The 18,384-nt window shown below is 42.7% G+C and carries 19 protein-coding genes; 8 read left to right on the top strand and 11 right to left on the bottom strand.

The annotated features are described in order from the left end of the window. The first annotated feature begins 4 nt into the window (after nt 1–4). Entirely contained in the window at nt 5–679 is a 675-nt protein-coding gene (locus FE810_RS04595) for a nitroreductase family protein (RefSeq protein ID WP_138318856.1), read from the top strand. 20 nt (nt 680–699) lie between these two features. Here FE810_RS04595 and FE810_RS04590 read toward each other — a convergent pair whose 3' ends face one another. The 5 genes from FE810_RS04590 to FE810_RS04570 all read right to left on the bottom strand — a co-directional run bounded on the left by FE810_RS04590 (nt 700) and on the right by FE810_RS04570 (nt 3,099). Further along, the gene (locus FE810_RS04590) at nt 700–1,305 is read right to left on the bottom strand and encodes an acyl carrier protein phosphodiesterase (protein ID WP_138318855.1); all 606 of its coding nucleotides are present in this window, start codon (nt 1,303–1,305) and stop codon (nt 700–702) included. Nucleotides 1,306–1,354: 49 nt separating this feature from the next. Then, entirely contained in the window at nt 1,355–1,972 is a 618-nt protein-coding gene (locus tag FE810_RS04585; protein ID WP_138318854.1) for a GNAT family N-acetyltransferase, read from the bottom strand. Between the two features lie 39 nt (nt 1,973–2,011). Then, complete coding sequence (locus FE810_RS04580) at nt 2,012–2,221, bottom strand: hypothetical protein (RefSeq protein ID WP_138318853.1); 210 nt, start codon at nt 2,219–2,221, stop codon at nt 2,012–2,014. Between the two features lie 28 nt (nt 2,222–2,249). Further along, the gene (locus FE810_RS04575; RefSeq protein ID WP_138318852.1) at nt 2,250–2,600 is read right to left on the bottom strand and encodes a ribonuclease E inhibitor RraB; all 351 of its coding nucleotides are present in this window, start codon (nt 2,598–2,600) and stop codon (nt 2,250–2,252) included. Between the two features lie 124 nt (nt 2,601–2,724). Then, entirely contained in the window at nt 2,725–3,099 is a 375-nt protein-coding gene (locus tag FE810_RS04570; RefSeq protein WP_138318851.1) for a hypothetical protein, read from the bottom strand. A gap of 268 nt (nt 3,100–3,367) precedes the next feature. On the opposite strand from FE810_RS04570, the gene FE810_RS04565 reads away from it, so the two are divergent. Then, the gene (locus tag FE810_RS04565) at nt 3,368–6,112 is read left to right on the top strand and encodes an alpha/beta hydrolase family protein (RefSeq protein WP_171022261.1); all 2,745 of its coding nucleotides are present in this window, start codon (nt 3,368–3,370) and stop codon (nt 6,110–6,112) included. 229 nt (nt 6,113–6,341) lie between these two features. Further along, the gene (locus tag FE810_RS04560) at nt 6,342–8,288 is read left to right on the top strand and encodes an alpha/beta hydrolase family protein (protein ID WP_138318849.1); all 1,947 of its coding nucleotides are present in this window, start codon (nt 6,342–6,344) and stop codon (nt 8,286–8,288) included. A gap of 83 nt (nt 8,289–8,371) precedes the next feature. On the opposite strand, the gene FE810_RS04555 is transcribed toward FE810_RS04560, so the two are convergent. Further along, the gene (locus tag FE810_RS04555) at nt 8,372–8,632 is read right to left on the bottom strand and encodes a DUF2960 domain-containing protein (RefSeq protein ID WP_138318848.1); all 261 of its coding nucleotides are present in this window, start codon (nt 8,630–8,632) and stop codon (nt 8,372–8,374) included. Between the two features lie 115 nt (nt 8,633–8,747). Further along, complete coding sequence (locus FE810_RS04550; RefSeq protein ID WP_212744470.1) at nt 8,748–9,422, bottom strand: alpha/beta hydrolase; 675 nt, start codon at nt 9,420–9,422, stop codon at nt 8,748–8,750. A 277-nt stretch (nt 9,423–9,699) separates the two neighbouring features. Here FE810_RS04550 and FE810_RS04545 point away from each other — a divergent pair, with 277 nt between their 5' ends. After that, entirely contained in the window at nt 9,700–11,415 is a 1,716-nt protein-coding gene (locus FE810_RS04545) for a DUF4153 domain-containing protein (RefSeq protein ID WP_138318847.1), read from the top strand. An 89-nt stretch (nt 11,416–11,504) separates the two neighbouring features. On the opposite strand, the gene FE810_RS04540 is transcribed toward FE810_RS04545, so the two are convergent. Next, entirely contained in the window at nt 11,505–12,260 is a 756-nt protein-coding gene (locus tag FE810_RS04540; RefSeq protein WP_138318846.1) for a DUF4097 family beta strand repeat-containing protein, read from the bottom strand. 158 nt (nt 12,261–12,418) lie between these two features. On the opposite strand from FE810_RS04540, the gene FE810_RS04535 reads away from it, so the two are divergent. Further along, nucleotides 12,419–13,699, top strand: a complete 1,281-nt coding sequence (locus tag FE810_RS04535) for a CinA family nicotinamide mononucleotide deamidase-related protein (RefSeq protein WP_138318845.1) — start codon at nt 12,419–12,421, stop codon at nt 13,697–13,699. A 249-nt stretch (nt 13,700–13,948) separates the two neighbouring features. Then, a complete protein-coding gene (locus FE810_RS04530; protein WP_138318844.1) occupies nt 13,949–14,758 on the top strand; it encodes a YggN family protein in 810 nt (269 codons plus the stop codon). 58 nt (nt 14,759–14,816) lie between these two features. On the opposite strand, the gene FE810_RS04525 is transcribed toward FE810_RS04530, so the two are convergent. After that, nucleotides 14,817–15,395, bottom strand: coding sequence for a glutathione S-transferase family protein (locus tag FE810_RS04525; RefSeq protein ID WP_138318843.1), 579 nt, complete (start codon nt 15,393–15,395; stop codon nt 14,817–14,819). A 118-nt stretch (nt 15,396–15,513) separates the two neighbouring features. On the opposite strand from FE810_RS04525, the gene FE810_RS04520 reads away from it, so the two are divergent. Continuing rightward, complete coding sequence (locus FE810_RS04520; RefSeq protein WP_138318842.1) at nt 15,514–16,395, top strand: hypothetical protein; 882 nt, start codon at nt 15,514–15,516, stop codon at nt 16,393–16,395. A gap of 141 nt (nt 16,396–16,536) precedes the next feature. Here FE810_RS04520 and FE810_RS04515 read toward each other — a convergent pair whose 3' ends face one another. Beyond that, nucleotides 16,537–16,860 (bottom strand): NAD(P)H-dependent oxidoreductase, encoded by a 324-nt coding sequence (locus FE810_RS04515; protein WP_138318841.1) that lies wholly within the window; start codon nt 16,858–16,860, stop codon nt 16,537–16,539. A gap of 14 nt (nt 16,861–16,874) precedes the next feature. Beyond that, entirely contained in the window at nt 16,875–17,294 is a 420-nt protein-coding gene (locus tag FE810_RS04510) for a VOC family protein (RefSeq protein ID WP_138319010.1), read from the bottom strand. Nucleotides 17,295–17,540: 246 nt separating this feature from the next. Here FE810_RS04510 and FE810_RS04505 point away from each other — a divergent pair, with 246 nt between their 5' ends. Next, complete coding sequence (locus FE810_RS04505; RefSeq protein WP_138318840.1) at nt 17,541–18,311, top strand: hypothetical protein; 771 nt, start codon at nt 17,541–17,543, stop codon at nt 18,309–18,311. Nucleotides 18,312–18,384 lie beyond the last annotated feature (73 nt).

Genomic DNA, 18,384 nt, shown 5'->3' with positions numbered 1-18,384 from the left:
CTGAATGAAAGACCACGAAAACGCACCGCTCACTGATTACATTGAATATCCACCCGCTGAAATGTTAGCGCGTTCAGCGCAGTTCTATGACGATATCAAGCGTCGCCATTCGGTTCGCAAATTTAGCGAACGCGCGGTTGATAAAGCGATTATTGAAAACTGCATTAAAGCGGCAGGTAGAGCACCAAGTGGTGCGAACCACCAGCCCTGGCATTTCGTAGCCATTGAATCCGCACATGTAAAAAAACAAATTCGAGAACAGGCCGAAGCCTTAGAGCAAAGTTTTTATCAAGGCCGTGCAGGTGATGAATGGTTAGAAGCATTAAAGCCCTTAGGGACGGATTCTAACAAACCATATTTGGAACACGCTCCCTGGTTGATCGCAGTGTTTAGTCAGAAAAAAGGGGGAATTCATGCCGATGAAAAAAATACGAATTACTACGTCCATGAATCCGTTGGTCTGGCTACAGGCTTTCTGTTAAATGCCCTGCACCACAGTGGCTTAGTTACCTTAACCCATACGCCCAAGCCCATGTCATTTTTAAGCAAAGTCTGTAATCGAGATGATAATGAACGGCCGTATATGCTGATTATTGCAGGTTATCCCGCGGATGACGCCACCGTACCTGAGCATGCCTTGGTCAAAAAAAGCCTGAAAGATATCGCTACGTTTATCTAACGAGTCTTTTGGGCGCAGCATTAACTTTCATCACCCTCGTCTTCGCCCTCAATATTTTGCCTTTGTACATGGGCAATCAATTGAGGAAAAAAGCATTCAAAACTGGCTCGGTACAGTTCATACCGAGCCTGCACAGGAGCGATCGCCGCATCTAGTGGGTTGGCAAAACGCATTCGCCGACCAATCCCTTGTAGCGCCCGGTCAACATTGGCGAAATCCTGATAGCCACTTAACCAATCCTGAGAAATCATTCGCTCAACCATAATTTGCATTTTTTCAGGCATTAAAGGATAACCCTGTGCTAACTTTTGATAGCTGTGTTGGCGAAATTCCAGGAAATTTTTGTCACTAAACTGCTGCCATTGCAACGCTAGAAAATGATCAAATACCACATCAGAAATAATCCCCGAAAACCTTTGCAATTGTGGTGGCAAACAGGATTTCAATGCTCGTACCTTTGGGTGACTATCGGTAAAACGATCAATGCTGCGGTGATTATGAATGCCAAGTTGCACAGCGAGAGGGAGTTGCTTGATATCCAATCCCTGACAAAAATCTCCCATGAGATTGCCGGTAAGCGAATCCCGATTGGTTTTGGCAAGGTATAAATGAGCCAGGTAGTTCATGTCATTCGTAGCGTAATGGGTACGATTCTAATTACCGCCAGGTACATGCTTAACATTGGTTTAGCACCAATTTCCGTAACCGGTTATGGCCAACCACGGGCGCTATATTCGATTCACGGCTTGCAATTTTTTCAAAGCCCTGGCGCAGATACAACTGCTCGGCTTTGGGATTGCTATGGGCAACATCTAAGACTACAGATTGATAATTCTCTGATATTGCTTGTTGCTGGACAAACTCAATGAGTTGTTGACCGATCCCTTGTCCGCGCAGGTTTTTAACGACCCCAAGATGAGCCAGATAAAGGGCATTAGCCTCAGGTTTGGGCACAATACATTCAAAAGCCAGACCGCGTTTGGCGGCAATCGGGAAGTTCCAGCGACAGACACTCAGCATGTCGAGTATGCAACCCACTTCCATTTTTATCAGTTGCTGACGATCAAAGCAGGCCACTGAACCGACAATAACACCATCGATAAGGGCAACATAATGGTTTTGAAAACCGAACTGGCTACGTCCTTTATTGACGCTGTAATGTAAAAATTTTCTGCCATCGGTAAACACATAATCAAATGCTACTGGACCAGAGCTGTAGATCAGTTCTACCAATGCCGATAATTGGCTTGCCACCAATGCCGGCGTAACGCGGACGATTTGTATCTCAGACATAGGGCAGGCCAAATAATATCGACTGACAATAGAGAAAGCTTAACTGATATCTAATTCGATATCAGTACATCCTTGCCGACAACGGATTGTCGCGCCCTTGCTATCCTGGGTTTCCAAAAATTGCAGATTTTGCTGACAAGTCGGACATTTTGCAGGCTTGCCCATCAAAATGCGCTTAATCAGGGCTTTTTGGTCATTATAAGATTTTGCGGATAATTTATTTAATTGTTTTAGTTGATTTCGATCCATTCAAAACTTCTCTGGGGTTATTCTGGAATTACTCAGAACTGTGCGGCGGACAATACCAACCATCATAGATACCATCGAATTTTCGTGCATGGGTTTCTAACAACATCTGATAACCAATAATGTTGTCGTAACTCGCTGGCATTTCTGGGTATGCGGTGATTTCCCATGGATGTTCGGGATTATCTAAATACGGACAAAAGGATAATTTTTGGTTATTTTCGAGCAGGATTTGTCCAAACTGCAGCGCTTTTTCCTGACTTGGAAAAATCACTGAAAATTGAATTTCTCGAGGAGTTGTCAATTTGTCTCCGGTTTGCAACATATGCCAAAGCATATTGCCATTGGAGTCAGAAGGATATTTGGAAAGATCTCTAGCCACGGTGCACCTTACGAAGATTATTATATGAAGCTTATACCCAAGTTATACGAAATTTATACAAAACTCATACTAAACTGATACTAAATAACGAGTTAGATAATTTTCTAATCCTGCTTTATCTAGCTTAGCAAGGGTTGTCGGATTTCGAAACTCGTTGCAGGGTAAATTTATCACCGCTGACGATGTGTTCATAGGTAAATTGTTTGGTTGTTAGTTCCAATACTCGATAAGCGTGATAGTTGTCCGCATTCGTGCGATCGGCCTGATATTCACTATCATGTTCAATCTCAGAGTTTGTGATCGTAAAGTGAATATCTGCGACTAAGCCCCAATCTCCAAATTCACTGATTTGAGACAGCAACTTCCCTTCCAGGTTATAGGTATAAAATGTGAATACGAATCGCCCATCTTCGGTTAATTCAGCAATTTCACTAAATTGTTGTTTACCTAAATCTTCGCTGCGATGCCAAACCCCAACTAATTGCTCACGTTGATACACGTTCTTTCCACATTATGCATAGCTCAATGACTACCCCATACTTTAACAAAAATTACAGCATCTTATCGTCAAAAACCGACATTTGGCGTGTTTTAAGTTGATTTAACACCACCAACCCAGTTTAATCAGGGCTAAACTAATAAAAACGGGTTCAAATATCACGCTTATGCGCAAATCAACGCTATTTATCTCTGCCTTGATAACAGTAATTCTGTCAGCCAGTTTCATTGTTCGGAGTGAACAACGACCTCTGTCAGTGACCGACATCATGAAATTTCGCAGTATCGATGATGCCAGACTTTCCAATAATGGAAAGTGGCTGGCATATGCCGCTGAACCAGACCGTGGTAACACTACCTATTATGTGCAATCCGTTACCAGCGACGTACGATATCAGGTAGCTCGTGGCACCTCAGGCTATTTCAGTGATAATTCCCAATACATCGCCATCACGCAAGCGCCAGCATTACTTGCGCGGGAAAAAGCCACTAAGAAAACCCGTAAAGATTTGAAAAATGAGCTGATGGTGATTAATTTGATCACTGGCGAAAAGCACCACTTCCTCGACGTTGAAGATTTTCAATTACACCTCAATTCTCATTGGCTAGCTTTCTCCCAGACAATTAAGGCTGATGACAACGCCAAAGATACGCCATCATCGTCAAGTGAAGATGCAGAGGCTATCGAGCCAGAAGAAGCCAAACTTGCGGCTAACGATAAAGAAGAGGCACCCGAGCTTTATAACAAAAAGCAAATTAATCAGTCGTTGACCCTGGTCGATTTACGCAATGGCGAAAAGCAAATCATTGAGCATGTTGATGCCTATCAATTTTCTCCACAGCAGCCTATGCTCGCGTATAGCGCTTCCAGCGAAGACGGTAGCGACAACGGTTTATATTTACGAAACCTTGAAAGTGCCAATAACAATGCCATTGCGAAACAAAAAAATGCCAGCTTCAGCCAATTAAGCTGGAATGAACAAGGCAATACCCTGGCATATCTGCAAGGGGATTTTAGTGAAAAAACGGAACGTCGCCAGCACCAGTTAGCACTCGTTTCAATCGCCAGAAACAAAACGAAAACCAAAACTGTCGACATCAGCAAGCGCGCGCCCGACTTAGCCAACCCTTACATCCCTTCAGTAAGCAAGCTTACCTGGAGCCAGGATGACAAACGCCTGTTTTTTGGATTTAAGTCGCTTCCGGAAGCACCAGCAGAACCGGCCAAAATAAAAACCGAAGACGATTTGTTTGATATCGAGCGTTTAACCAAGCAAAAGCAACTTCAGGTTTGGCATGGTGATGACCCGTTAATCAAGACCAACGAAAAGTTTCAATATAATCGTGATAAAAAGCACACTTATCCGGCGGTATACCATGTCGCTAAAAATAAAGTCGTGCCTTTAGCCAGCAAAGATATCCCACAACTGCGCATTAATGAAAATGACCAGGCTTTAATAGCCAGCAGCGATTTGAAATATCGAAAACTACGCACCTGGGAAGGGTTTTTCAGTGATTTCTATTTAATCGATATCGATGATGGCGAGCAAACCTTAATCAAAGAAAAACTTAGCTCATACAATGATATGAAAGTCAGTGAATCTGGCCGGTATGTGGCGTATTACAATGATGGTCATCTCTGGATTTACGACAGCCGTAAGAATCGTCACCGCAACTTAACTGCGGACATGCCGATAAGTTTTGCCAATGAAGATCATGATTATCCGTCAAATGTGCCTGGCTATGGTATTGCCGGTTGGATTGAAGATGATCAAGGCTTCTTAGCCTACGATAAATTCGATATCTGGTTTTTCTCCTATGACGGCGATGATCGAGATTGTTTAACCTGTGATATGGGGCGTGTCGAGCAACGGCAATTTCGCATCAATATCGAAGATGAAGATCATCATGTGTTTGACGAAGCGCAAACCTTGTTATTAACCAGTTACAACGATCAAATGAAAAATTTTGGCTTTTATCAGCTGGCGTTAAATAGCAATAAATTGACAAAGTTGGTCGAAGAAAACAAAAAGTTTGAATATCTGAGCACCGCCAAAGACGCCGATGCGATTATTTACACTCGTGAAGATTTTAATGAATTCCCTGATTTATGGGTCAGCAACCATGGCTTTGATAACGCCAAAAAGCTGACCGAGGTTAACCCGCAAAAAGAAGAGTTTTTATGGGGAGATGCTGAGTTGGTTGAATGGACGTCGACCATGGGAGAAGCCCACCAAGGTGTATTGATAAAGCCGGCGAACTATGTCGAAGGACAAACCTACCCAGTACTGGTTTATTACTATCGACTATTTTCTCAGCGCCTCTATGAATTTAACGCGATGAACGTGAATCATCGTCCAAACTTCCCATTTTATTCATCCAATGGTTATGCGATTTTCCTACCGGATGTGCATTTTGAAATCGGTACTGTTGGTCATTCCACCAACAAGTCAATTTTACCCGGCATTCAGAAAATCATTGATATGGGTATTGCCGATAAAGACGCCATTGGTTTGCACGGGCATAGCTGGAGTGGTTATCAGACTTTGTTTGCGATTACCGAAACCGATATGTTTGCCGCAGCCGTATCCGGTGCGCCGGTTGCCAATATGACCAGTGCTTATTCTGGTATTCGTTTAGGAACCGGTCTTGCGCGGCAATTTCAATACGAAAAAGGGCAAAGCCGAATTGGCGCCAGTTTATTCGAACGCAGAGATCTTTACATTGAAAACTCACCGGTATTTTTCGCTGACCGCATTAACACGCCGTTGCTGATGCAGTTTGGCGATATTGATGATGCGGTCCCATGGCAGCAGGGTGTAGAAATGTATCTGGCGATGCGTCGTTTGGGTAAAGAGGTCATTTTGTTACAGTATGAAGGTGAACCGCATCACTTGAAAAAGTATCCCAATAAAGTGGATTACACCATCAAAATGAAACAATACTTTGATCACTTCCTCAAAGGCGAGCCGGCGCCAAAATGGATGACGGAAGGCGAGGCCTACCGTGAATAACTAAAACCATGAAAGCGGCTTACCAGCCGCTTTTTTTTGCGTCTCTCCAGCTAAATCGCCAATCAACTGCCGCAACCATCCAGGACAAAACTCACTCACGGATTTGCAGAGCCTGAATTTTCAATACCGATCAACAATAAGGAAAAATCGCGATTTGTGAATATTCTGGCCAAACGTTATTGTTTAAAACATAATCAATAAGGATTTGAATACGTTACAGAGGGATCTGATGAAAATTTCAGACTTTACATACTTGCATCTTTTCGGTTTGCTTTTAGCGCTTACATTGTCAATACCCAGTAGCGCCGCCTCTATCGCGCCACCAATCGAAGCATTCTCCAGCACCCCAGATGTTGCAAATGTAACGCTTTCACCTGATGGCCGCTATCTGGCTTCGATCGTCAAAGTGACAGGAGAATCATCAGGATCCGTTGTAAGCATTGTTGATATTGATACCCAAAGTACCCTGCATTCTATGTTTACGGATAACAACAAGTATGTATTAACTTCATTATTTTGGGCAAACAATGAAGTCTTGCTGGTAACGGCAAAATTTCCTGCCTTTCGCGGCAATACGCCAAGCGATGAATGGCGAACCTATCAGGTGCATGCCAAAACGGGTGAGAACAAAACAATTATTCCTAAACACTTGGGCAGGAAGTTGCGTTACACACCACAAATTCAAACAAGAGTTGTCGATTTATTACCTGATGATAAAGAGCATATTCTGGTCGCACTAGCCGGAACTCGTGCGCAAATTGAAACCAGTATTTATAAAATTAAATTAGGATTTTACGGCGATAACGACTTTGAAACACTGCAGCAACCCATTGATGGCGTGCGCGATTGGATCTCGGATAACCAACATAACATTCGTATCGGTATCAAGGTAGACGGTACAAATTTCGACATTATTGAACGTAAAGATGCCCTCCAACCTTTTCGGACACTATGGTCGTATGAGGCGTTTAGCGATAAGAAAATAATGCCTTTAGGCTTTGCTAACAATCCAGATATTCTATATGTCTTAGCATTACATCAAGGCAAAGATGCGCTGTTTAAAGTCAATATTCAAGACCCAAAACTGCAATTGCAACTTGTCTTTGCCAATGCCAGTTATGACGTTAGTGGTCAATTACGTCGCGATCCGACGACGAGCAATGTGATCGGTATTGGCAATCATTATTGGGATTCGCATATTTCACGATTGCAATCCTCAGTCGATGCAGTGCTATTAAATACCAACAATGTATTACTCGGCATATCAAAAGATGCAAACCGCTATCTGGTTTATTCGAGTAGTGCTCAAGAGTCCGGTACTTATTATCTTGGTGATAGAAAGGCCAAATATTTAAAAGCCGTCGCGCATAAATATCTTGCCCTGCCTCCTGAAAAGCTGTCTCCTCGGACAGAAATTTCCTTTAAAGCGCGCGATGGGTTGACCATTAAAGGGTATCTGACCTTACCCAGAGACAAGTTTGCAGGCAAACTTCCCACCATAGTATTTCCTCATGGTGGGCCTATCAGTCGGGAAACGTCAGGGTTTGACTACTGGAGTCAATTTCTGGCGAGTAGAGGCTATGCCGTTCTGCAAATCGATTTTCGTGGTTCGTCAGGATATGGACACGACTTTATGATGCGAGGTCTTAAACAATGGGGAAAAGCCATGCAGGATGACATTGAAGATGGTACTCGCTGGCTGATTTCTCAAAACATCGCCGCAGCTGATAAAATATGCATTCTTGGCGCCAGTTATGGCGGTTATGCGGCACTAATGGGCACCATTAAAACCCCGGAACTTTACCAATGCGCAGTCAGTTTCGCAGGCATTACTGATGTTGAAATGTTGGTGAAATACTCGCGACGATATCGAAACTCTCAACTTGTGGAGAAGCAAATAGGCAATGACTATCAAGCCCTATGGAATATCTCTCCAGTAAAGCATGCGCAGAAAATTAACACGCCGATTTTACTGCTTCATGGTGAATACGATCGCACCGTACGCTATCGTCATTCTGAAATTATGGCCCGTGAATTAAATAGCCACAATAAAGTGGTTCAATTTGTCACTTTAGATAAAGGCGATCATTTTTTGAGTATTTCCGACAATCGCCAGAAAGCGTTTCAGGCAATAGAAGCGTTTTTATCGAAGTATTTATCACCTTCAAGCGGTTAATAAATGGTTTTACAAGTCAAAACGATGCAAATTATATCAAGGGGTCAGAGTTATTGATTTTCAACCACTCTGACCCCTTGATGTTATTCACTGCAAATGTCGTCTTCGTCAACGACCATTTTAATGTCGCTAAAGCCCATTCTGGCAAATTCCTTCTGGCGAAAGTCTTTTACTGCATGTTTTCCTTTCGAGGTCATTCGTACCTGCTCTTCCATGGCTAAAAATCCAGAGATATCAACATTCTCAGCAGCTGCTGCGGCCTCATAGATATCGTGATGACGAGAGTAGGAAAATGGCAGTTCCTTGCGATCGCCTTTATAGACATAGGTTAGTTTTCTAGGCATCGTAACTCCAGCTTAATTGTGATTCGTTTGGGGGACAGAGCCATCATTTAATCATAGTTAATCTATTGATTTTTATAACAATGTATTTTCTTAAATTGACTCTGACCCCATAGGATTAGCTTAGGCGCTGTTGTAGCCAGTTGGAAATATCTCTTACCTGTGGGGCGCAAACGGAATGGGGCATTGGATACGTATAATATTCAGGATGAAAACCTAAAGTTTCCAATACCGATTTTGCCTGAGTCCCAAGTATTGGATTTACCACAGGATCCTGACTACCATGCATGATGCAAATATCAATACTACGATTTGCATCCGTTAATTCGATAGAATCTTTGGTAGCAAAATAGGTCGACATGGTAAGTAGCCCACCTAAGCTTTTAGGGTAGGATAACGCGGCTTGATAGGCGACCGCGCCACCTTGGGAAAATCCTGCTAAAACAATGCGTTCGGGCGCAATACCGGATGCGATTTGTTCATCAATCAAAATTTGAACTGCGCGAGCCGACTGGGTTAATTGCGCAACATCAACTTTGCGTTCAACACTCATATCAAGAATATCGTACCAGGCAGGCATCACCATTCCACCATTGATAGTGACAGGCATTTTGGGAGAATGGGGAAAGATAAAGCGCACCGATAGATATTCTGGTAATCGCAGTTCAGGAACAATCGGCTCAAAATCATGACCATCCGCGCCTAATCCATGTAACCAGATCACACAGGCTGTGGCTTGGCGTTGTGGCTCTACTTTGATTGTTTCTAATGTTAATTCACGCATATCACGCATCTACAACTTCCCAGAAAAAATGTCGATTATACACGCTTCATTTCGTTGTTCGATACTCTTTAGCCGTTTAAAAATATATTTGCGCGGCTAAATCAGAACATTTGCCTGGCATTAGCAACATCGACTCCAGAGACGATTACCAGCATTGCCAGTAAGCGGTCTGACGGCCCCTGTCATTGACTCAATTTAACTCCAATGATTTCAATATCATCGAGATGAAAATCAATGAGTTAATAATATTAATTTTATGCTAGGGTAAAAACAAAAAGGTAGCGTTATGGACAAGCAACTGCCCAAACTAACCACTCTGAGTATTTCTTTACTGCAGGGGATAGCGTTATGGTTTCTCTATTACAGTTTCGAACAACAGATTTTTCCTGCCACTAACCCAATTTGGTTCAATCCTTTAGCCACCTTGAGTATCGCCCTACCGGTACTACTTCAATTGTCTGCGACCCCTCAAAACTGGCAGCGGCTGCTTATATTTTTAGCTCTATTCGGAATTGTTCTGAGTTTAACGGCAAGCTATATCGGTTATCAGCAAATACCGGTAGCGATTATTGAATCCGGTTCAATGCAATTTATTTTTATAGTGACGACGGGAATTGCCGCTTTTAAAGCCATCATGTATGGACAATTATGGAGTGAGAAGTCCAAATTAGATTACCAAAGGTTATTTCAACTTTCCTGGCGTAACTTTTTAATCGCTGCCGAATCCTTACTGTTTACCGGGATTTTCTATGGCATCCTCAATTTGGGCGCGGCACTTTTTAACGTGATTGGCATTGATGTTTTCAGTCAGTTGTTGGAAAAGCCCTGGTTTAATATTCCTGTGCTTTGCATGGCATTTGGCTTTGCTGTGATTACGTTTCGCCGGATTGCCAAGACCGTTGATATTATTGCTAATATCTTACAAACCTTGATTAAGTTTTTACTGCCGCTCCTTGCGGTTGTGGCACTGGCATTTGTCATCACTCTCCCCTTTACCGGACTACAAAAACTTTGGGATACCGGTTATGGCAGCACACTCTTGCTGTCGCTACAGGCAATGACGCTTTTTTTTGTCAATGCGGTTTATCAAAACCATCAGGAACAACGCGCCTACCCGATATTCTGGCATCGATTTATTTACCTGAGTATCGCGATACTACCAATCTTTAGCGTGATCAGTGCCTATGGTTTGTGGTTACGCATCGATCAATATGGCTGGACTGTCAGTCGCTGTTGGGGTGTGGTTGCCTGGTCAATCCTCACCTGCTTTTGTCTTGGTTATTTACAAGGCATATTACGAGAACGAGACCATTGGTTGCGCTCGCTTAGTTGGGTCAATGTGCGGATGGGGTTAATCGTTTTGGCGCTGATGCTGCTGGTAAATTCGCCACTGTTAAATTTTCAGCAAATTTCGACTCAAAGTCAGCTAAAGCGAGTCGCCGATAATGTTATCGATATTGATCAACTGGACACCTATTATTTTAAGTGGAGTCTGGCGCGTCAAGGGTATATCGGTTTACAAGAATTAAAGGATGCGATTAACGATGAGCAATTTTCGCTGAAAATAGATCGCTTGTATGCGCCGAAAAGAGATGCGCAACAACAAGTTTCTCAACAAGAGTTTTTTCGTTATGTCGATTACTGGCCAGAACAACATACGTTTCCCGAAGAACTAAAGCTCGCCTTGTTCGAAAAGGAAAATAACCGTTGGTTTCGGCCTGGTCAGCAAGGTTACTATCTATTGGCTATCGATTTAAATAAAGATGGGTTAGCAGAATACATCAGTGTTAAAGAATCCACACAGTTTACCGATATGAATATTTGGCGACTGGACGAGCAAGGAAAATGGCAAAACAAATATCTCTATCGCAATAATCCAGCGTCTCTGCGCGGTAACAAAACCGATATCCAATCATTACTGCAAGCGAACAAAGTTCAGGCAGTCGAGCCGAAATGGCAGGATTTACTAATTGGCGATATTCGCATTCAAATCAGCTTCTAAGGCTAGTTGAGGTGAGTCAATGACAACAACAAGGCAAGACGGATGTCTTGCCTTTGAGGTTTTAGATCACATAGGTAAATGCTGCTAAATTATTTTTTCAAAACTTTAATCGAGCCGTTAACGCTTTCCAATTCCAGGTCTGAACTTGCATCACCGAACTTACCCGATAAATCCGTACCGTAGTACTTGCCTTTATCACCGGTTAAACCAAAGTCAGTGCGAATTGAGCCATTGCCGGTACTCGCTTCGACTTTAGCGCCAAAATTTTCCGGGAAGAACAGACGAATGCCACCATTGACCGTTTCAACTTCGATATCCAGATCTTTCGCATCGTCTGCAAACGTTAACTCGATTCCACCGTTTACCGCATCGACTTCCACATTAGACGCTAAACCTGTCGCTTCGATAGAGCCATTCACCATATCGGCATTGAGCTCACCGCGCACACCTTCGATAGTTAACGCGCCATTGACTAAATCGATTTCTTTTAAATCAATGCTTGCCGGTACTTGAATAATGTATTCGACACTCCCAGAGCCGTTGCTGTTGCCCCAACCTCCGCGCTCCTTATAATCGGTTTCGACACTGACACGGTCGCCACTTTGATGCATTTTGACTTCAACATTTTGCAAATCATCTTCGTCATCGGCGGTAATGATGGCTTTTACCGCAATTTTGTTTTGATCCCATGCACTGATTTCAACGTTACCATTGACGTTATCAACCAAAAGTTCACCCTGACCGCTTAAATCAAAGGTTTTCTCTACGGTTTTATCAACATCGGCTTGCGCTTGAAAAGTGATAAGACTGGCTAACGCTACGCTTACCAAAGATAACTTTTTCATTGTTTTGTCCTTTTCTAAAATTGCTACAGCAATAAATTACATGATTGAGTTGTAGAGTAAGATGCAGCAAATTGAGAAAAGGTTTAAAAAGAATTATTTTTTATTAAACACCTCATTAACGTTATGATTAACGTCAATCAAATGAATGGATTTATAACATGCTAAATGTGCAATTATTGCTAACGGGCAATGAATTATTGGCTGGCGATATCGTCGATACGAATTCGGTTTTTATGGCCCAGCACCTAAAAGAGTTAGGTGTAGAAATCACCAAAAAAATTACCGTGGGCGATACATTAAGCATCTTAGTTGAACACATAACAACACTTTCAACCGACGCCGATGTCCTGATCATCAACGGCGGACTTGGTCCAACTATCGATGACTTAACCGCTCAGGCACTTGCCCAGGCGGCAGGCGTTGCACTGGAAGAACACCCTCAGGCATTAAAAGAATTGCAAGATTGGTGCGATCGACGCCAGTATCCATTAACCGAGCCGAATCGTAAGCAAGCAATACTGCCTAAAGGTTGCGATATTGTTAGCAATCCAATTGGTAGCGCCCCCGGATTTTCCTTAACCCTAAACAACTGTCTGGTGATCTGTACACCGGGAGTGCCCAGGGAAATGAAACTTATGCTCAGCGAAAGCATTTTGCCAATTATCCAGACCAAAATGCCTGCCGATATGAACAACAAGACTCACAAACTCAAAGTCTTTGGGATTGGCGAATCGGGTCTGCAAAAAATCATTAATGACCAAATAAGTGATTGGCCTGAGCATATTGAATTAGGATTTCGAGCCAGTCAGCCGTTATTAGAAATTAAGCTGACCGCGCATTATTTATCAGATCACGGTGATCTGCAGCTTTGGACTGAAAAATTAAGGCGTTTGTTTTCACACCATGTTGTCTGTGAAGGGGAAGGCGACCTGCCCTCGACACTCGTCGAACTATTGAATACTCAGAATAAAACCCTAACCATGGCCGAATCCTGCACAGGGGGTTTAATTGCCGCATCCATTACCTCCGTTCCTGGCTCCTCTGCGGTATTCGAGGCGGGTTACATCACTTATTCCAACCGGATCAAACACAAACTTTTAGGGGTCAGTGAACAAGATTTGCAAAATGTCGGTGCGGTGAGTGAAACCGTTGTAAGGCAAATGTTGATTGGCGCATTAAATGCCTCAGGAGCAGATGTTGGTGTAAGCGTGTCAGGCATTGCCGGGCCCGATGGTGGCTGTGAAGACAAACCGGTTGGGACAGTCTGGCTTGCCTGGGGAGATAAGACCACTCAGCATACGCAACAACTGTATTTCCCAGGGCCAAGGCGTTTTTTTCAAAATTATATCGCCTATGCGGGGTTAGATTTAGTGCGTCGTTTTCTTCTCAATTATGATGAAACACCTAGATATGTCATTGAGAGACAACGAAAAAACTAAATACAATATTGACTAATTATTGGTGGTATTGACTAACCTTTACTCATAGCAGTCATCCAGTAGTTGCAATGAAACCAATAACCCATTGTTTTTATTGCATTTAGAAATATGGCAAGGGGATTGCAACACTCGTTATATCTTAATGATAAATCGTTGAAATCGTCGATATTTATCATCTCTGACAACTTACGCTGTCAGATAAAAATAACAGGTTGTGGTGCGTGCACTGCAAAAATTCAGGAGTGAAACATGAAAAAGTTGATAATAGCCAGTTTATTAGGTTCCGTATTTGCAGTCGGAGCTGCCTATGCCCACGAGGAAAATGAATATTCGAGCTTTTCTTCTGATCATTGCTCTATCAATATGAACTATGGCGTCATTGTCGAAAATGACACAATTCGCTTCCTTGATGAAGATAGCACTATCGTGCAGATCAACAATCAAAAGGATTTATTTGTAGAAGGTAAGCAAATATCACTCAGTGATGATCAACAGGCGTTAGTGTCCGAGTATGCGGCAGGGGTGAATCAGCAGGTTCCCAAAATCGTCAACCTGGCATTAGATGCGGTTGAAATCGCATTTTCAGCTCTATCGCAGGTGGCCATTGGCCTGGGCGGTGAAGATAGCGAGTCTGCACAATCGTTAAATCAGTCCTTTGCCGACATTAAGGAAAAACTATCGACCCGCTTCCACTCAGAGGATGGCTCCGTTTACCTTGCTGAGCAAAACTTTGATAGTTTAGATGAATTTATCGAAGATGAACTGGAGCAAGAAATTGAAAACATCGTCACAGATTCCATTGGTAATGTTTTTATTGCCATTGGCCAGGCAATGAATAGTGAAGATGGCGATTTTGAGCAAAAAATGGAAGCCTTTGGTGAGCGAATGGAGCGCATGGGTGAAGAAATCGAAGTTGCCGTGGAAGATAAAGCTGAGCACTTAGAAGCGCAAGCAGAGACCTTATGTACGGATCTTCAACAATTAAATGCGTTGGAAGACCAGTTGACCAGCAATGTCGACGAACTTGCCGATTTTGATTTAATTGATGTCACTGAATAAATATTAAAACCAATACGGGAGTCTGTGATTGACTCCCTTTTTATTTTAAAACACAAAGCTACCTGGGATCTGTCAAGGTTACATCAATACGTTGTTGATGTTTTTGCTGAAACTCTCCCAACGCCGGATAGGGCGTAAAATCAACCAACTCCCGATACATCGCCCAATCGATCAAGCAATACAAACAAATCGCAGGGTAATTCCAATTATCGAATGTTTGATCTTTGCAGTCCTGCTCCAATACCGCAAAAATTTTGCTGAGTCGCTCACGCTGCAAATTAAAAAATAACGCATTTTGCGCCACATCAAAACCGCTGCGCATTAACAATAATATTTCCACCAGCGAATCACTCGCAGCATCCATTAACGTCAATTGGTTTTCCTGTTCCCAGGTTAATGGCACAAGGGTGAATTTTTCACTGAGGTAACGGAAAATAATCCTTGAATCAAAGACCTGACATTCTCCATCCACAAGAAATGGGACTTTCATCGTCGGGTTATGGGCACCAAGCAGAGCCCTACCCCGCTCATCAAAAATATCAATATTATGAAATGTCAGGCTATCGTTTAAAAACGCAGCAGAAAGTAATCGGGTACGTCGTACAAATGGCGACGTTGTGGAACCGTAGAGATCCATAAAAGCTCCGGATAATGGTATGTGCTATTAATCGTCTTATCATTGCATTGAATCGGTAAACAGGAAAGTGAAAATCGGCTAAAATAGGCCGTCATTACAAAACCGGTTTGGAGCCATAATGCCTGTCAGCAGACACACCCGCCTACTCAGCTCGTTACTTGTCGTTTTATCTGTGGTGATATCCACCCAGTTAAATGCCGAGGGTCAATCAGAAATCGCGATCAAACGTGCCAAGTTTTTCGCCAATGAACAACTGCAACAACAAGCCCCCGGTGCATTTGTATTACAACCGCAAGCAAGAGAATTTGTTAATAGCGCAGAACAGAAGACCTATCAGCAAGCGGACGACTTAGTGACCGCAATACTGGCACACCCGTTACTCAATAAAGCAATAACAAAGTGGCCTGAACTGACAATTGAGCAGCAAATCCCGTACCTCAAAGAGATTTTTAAGCTAGAACACCAGGTGCTGAATATCGAGCCACCGACACTGCTCATTGATACAACGACTTACCCCAACCGTGCGGTCAACTTCGTGTTTAAAACCGATTTTAGCGGTAAAATAATCGATACAGGAACGGTTTACCTAAACCCGGAAAAGCTAAAGAGTCAGCCACATTATGGCCCGCTAGCCTTTGTTATTCATGAAACTCGTCACTCTTACCAGTACCAATTGGCACAATTAGATCAGTCCGATGCCTTATCTCAAGGTTATAAACAGGCATTTATCGCGCAAAAGCAATTATCCGGCTTTTCATTTAGTGATTTTTTAACCCTAAATAATGAATATGAAGCGTTTTTATTCGGTAATTACGTCGTAGGCCGCCTGACCAACTGGCAGGTTGATATGGTCAATATGGGCACCTTTGCCAGTCAATTTGATAATAAGGGCGTATTAAAAATCAATCTTAAGGCGATGGCAAAAAAACACGCCGCCAGACAATCCATACTACCGGCCTATAATCGAGCGGCAGAAACTCAGTTTCGTCTGCGAAAATAAAGCCGCGAGAATTCTGCTTAATCATCAACCGATTGAGCAGCCTCTAAAGACTCGTACAGTATTCCTGTATTTGCTTTTTCGCATCAATAAGTCCTAGGTTTTCCCGGCAAGGCATATAAAGCATTCCTTGATACTCCATGTTTAAGTATTTGAATGTTTCTGAAAACATTTCTTCAAAGCAGCGCTTTGGAACCATGTCATAACCTTTCGCCAATAATACAAATAGACAGGCGAGGCAAATAGGATTTTCGGGTATTGCAAAAGCACATCGATCAGCGGCATAAACTCATCAATTGGCCGGTGGTTTTGAGCCTGCTTCTCGTATCGATAAGGATGTATGCAGTACTGGTTTAAATCAATCACAAAGGCGCCTGTTTGCTCTGCGACTCGATTTGCTAAGGATGCAGTATTGCCATTGGCACGACTGCTTGCCATGAGAATCACACTGTTATTTTCGTTGTTCATATGACCGCTTCCTTTTATTGATATTGATTTCGCTGCTGGGGTAAATCACTCAGATATTCAACAAATTCCACTTCATAACCACTCGGGTCAATAAAGTAGACATTTTTACGAAACGGATTGTCCGCGCCGGGTTTTGCGACTTGAAATCCCGCATTAGCGAGACGACTGGTTAGTGCGGATAAGTTTGAGGTAACGAAGGCAAAGTGGGCTAATCCGAGGCGATTAGATGTTAAATCTCGATTGTCTCCCTGACCATTATCATTAAAGGTTAAATATTGATAATCGTCGCCGAAATGCAACCAATGTCTCAAAGTCCCGTGCCAGGTATCTTCCCCTTCGCCACGAACGTGCCAATGGGGAAAGGCGGCCTGATAAAAGGCAAGGGTTTGCGGCAAATCTTTTACCACTAAGTTTAAATGTTCAAGGGTTAGCATGAGGTTTTCCTTATCATCTGATTCACGAATTGCTGCCATGCTAAAACCTAAAGTCAGGTTGAGGTAAAGAATTAATTTCAATTATTTTTTGTTGCTTAAAACGCTTTATATGATTACTGACAAAATTTCCAACACACCACATAAGTTGCGTAACTTACTAAAATATATTTGAAATTTATGTTAGGTCCGATATATTGGGTCGCGTCGTTGGTTTAGATTGACCAGTTGTAACTATTAAGGAAGATTATGAAAAGTTCTCATTTAATGGCGCTATTACCTTTCGTGCTAACCCTTGGCGCCTGTAAATCTACACCAGAACTTAGCTTCAATCCAAAACGGTTTGATAGCCCTGAAGTTTACTCGCAACCTTTGAAAGTCAATATTGCGACGGGGTTCACAGCCCGAAGCTTAATCGTTATCGACCGTTACGAAGACTTGAATGACCATACAATCGATTCCCAAGTTCGAGAGAAAAACTACGGGGATGATGAAGTTATTTTATTCGCGTCGGCTGACGTTACTGCAGGAAACGGCTGGGAGTTTAGCCTGAGCGGAGCGGACAGTTTAAAAGCGGCGGTAAAGTATCAATTTTATGGTGAGCACTCTGAAAATTCCGATATTGGTAATCTCTCTCAAGCCGTTACATTGGGTTATGAACGCCATCAAAAAGATGAAGCAGATTGGCATCAGAAATCCGATATTATTGATATTGCCTGGGTCGTGGGTTATCGAGCACTTGCTAAAGGAATTATATACGGCGGGCCATTTATTCAGTGGGGGAAGGCCGACGGGCAAGTCAATGCCTATGAACTATCGCCTGAAACCGGAGATAGATTTTTAGCCGAAGAGATTAATTTCAGTCGCAATGGTACATTTTTGGGGCTCAATATCGCGTATGAGCACAGGTTTAATTTTGGCCTTGGCTGGGGGATCGAATTCGTCACTTATACAAACAAATGGGGTGACGATGATAAAGCTGACCAAATGTTAAATTTAATGTTGGATTATCAGTTTTAAGGTTAATACTTTCTGACAATCAACAAACAAAAAAGGCCTGCTTGATGCAGGCCTTTTGGATTCAACAATGAAT

This window comes from Thalassotalea litorea (assembly GCF_005843925.1).
Taxonomy (GTDB): Bacteria; Pseudomonadota; Gammaproteobacteria; order Enterobacterales; family Alteromonadaceae; genus Thalassotalea_A; species Thalassotalea_A litorea_A.
This window is presented reverse-complemented; position numbering and strand designations above follow the sequence as displayed.

Excerpts from the sequence above, each read along its gene's own strand:
- FE810_RS04520 (WP_138318842.1), top strand. The coding sequence starts at position 15,514 with ATGCCTGTCAGCAGACACACCCGCCTACTCAGCTCGTTACTTGTCGTT.
- FE810_RS04595 (WP_138318856.1), top strand. The coding sequence starts at position 5 with ATGAAAGACCACGAAAACGCACCGCTCACTGATTACATTGAATATCCA.
- FE810_RS04555 (WP_138318848.1), bottom strand. The coding sequence starts at position 8,632 with ATGCCTAGAAAACTAACCTATGTCTATAAAGGCGATCGCAAGGAACTG.
- FE810_RS04530 (WP_138318844.1), top strand. The coding sequence starts at position 13,949 with ATGAAAAAGTTGATAATAGCCAGTTTATTAGGTTCCGTATTTGCAGTC.
- FE810_RS04580 (WP_138318853.1), bottom strand. The coding sequence starts at position 2,221 with ATGGATCGAAATCAACTAAAACAATTAAATAAATTATCCGCAAAATCT.
- FE810_RS04540 (WP_138318846.1), bottom strand. The coding sequence starts at position 12,260 with ATGAAAAAGTTATCTTTGGTAAGCGTAGCGTTAGCCAGTCTTATCACT.
- FE810_RS04585 (WP_138318854.1), bottom strand. The coding sequence starts at position 1,972 with ATGTCTGAGATACAAATCGTCCGCGTTACGCCGGCATTGGTGGCAAGC.
- FE810_RS04535 (WP_138318845.1), top strand. The coding sequence starts at position 12,419 with ATGCTAAATGTGCAATTATTGCTAACGGGCAATGAATTATTGGCTGGC.
- FE810_RS04505 (WP_138318840.1), top strand. The coding sequence starts at position 17,541 with ATGAAAAGTTCTCATTTAATGGCGCTATTACCTTTCGTGCTAACCCTT.
- FE810_RS04590 (WP_138318855.1), bottom strand. The coding sequence starts at position 1,305 with ATGAACTACCTGGCTCATTTATACCTTGCCAAAACCAATCGGGATTCG.
- FE810_RS04510 (WP_138319010.1), bottom strand. The coding sequence starts at position 17,294 with ATGCTAACCCTTGAACATTTAAACTTAGTGGTAAAAGATTTGCCGCAA.
- FE810_RS04515 (WP_138318841.1), bottom strand. The coding sequence starts at position 16,860 with ATGAACAACGAAAATAACAGTGTGATTCTCATGGCAAGCAGTCGTGCC.
- FE810_RS04545 (WP_138318847.1), top strand. The coding sequence starts at position 9,700 with ATGGACAAGCAACTGCCCAAACTAACCACTCTGAGTATTTCTTTACTG.
- FE810_RS04550 (WP_212744470.1), bottom strand. The coding sequence starts at position 9,422 with ATGCGTGATATGCGTGAATTAACATTAGAAACAATCAAAGTAGAGCCA.
- FE810_RS04560 (WP_138318849.1), top strand. The coding sequence starts at position 6,342 with ATGAAAATTTCAGACTTTACATACTTGCATCTTTTCGGTTTGCTTTTA.
- FE810_RS04565 (WP_171022261.1), top strand. The coding sequence starts at position 3,368 with ATGAAATTTCGCAGTATCGATGATGCCAGACTTTCCAATAATGGAAAG.
- FE810_RS04525 (WP_138318843.1), bottom strand. The coding sequence starts at position 15,395 with ATGGATCTCTACGGTTCCACAACGTCGCCATTTGTACGACGTACCCGA.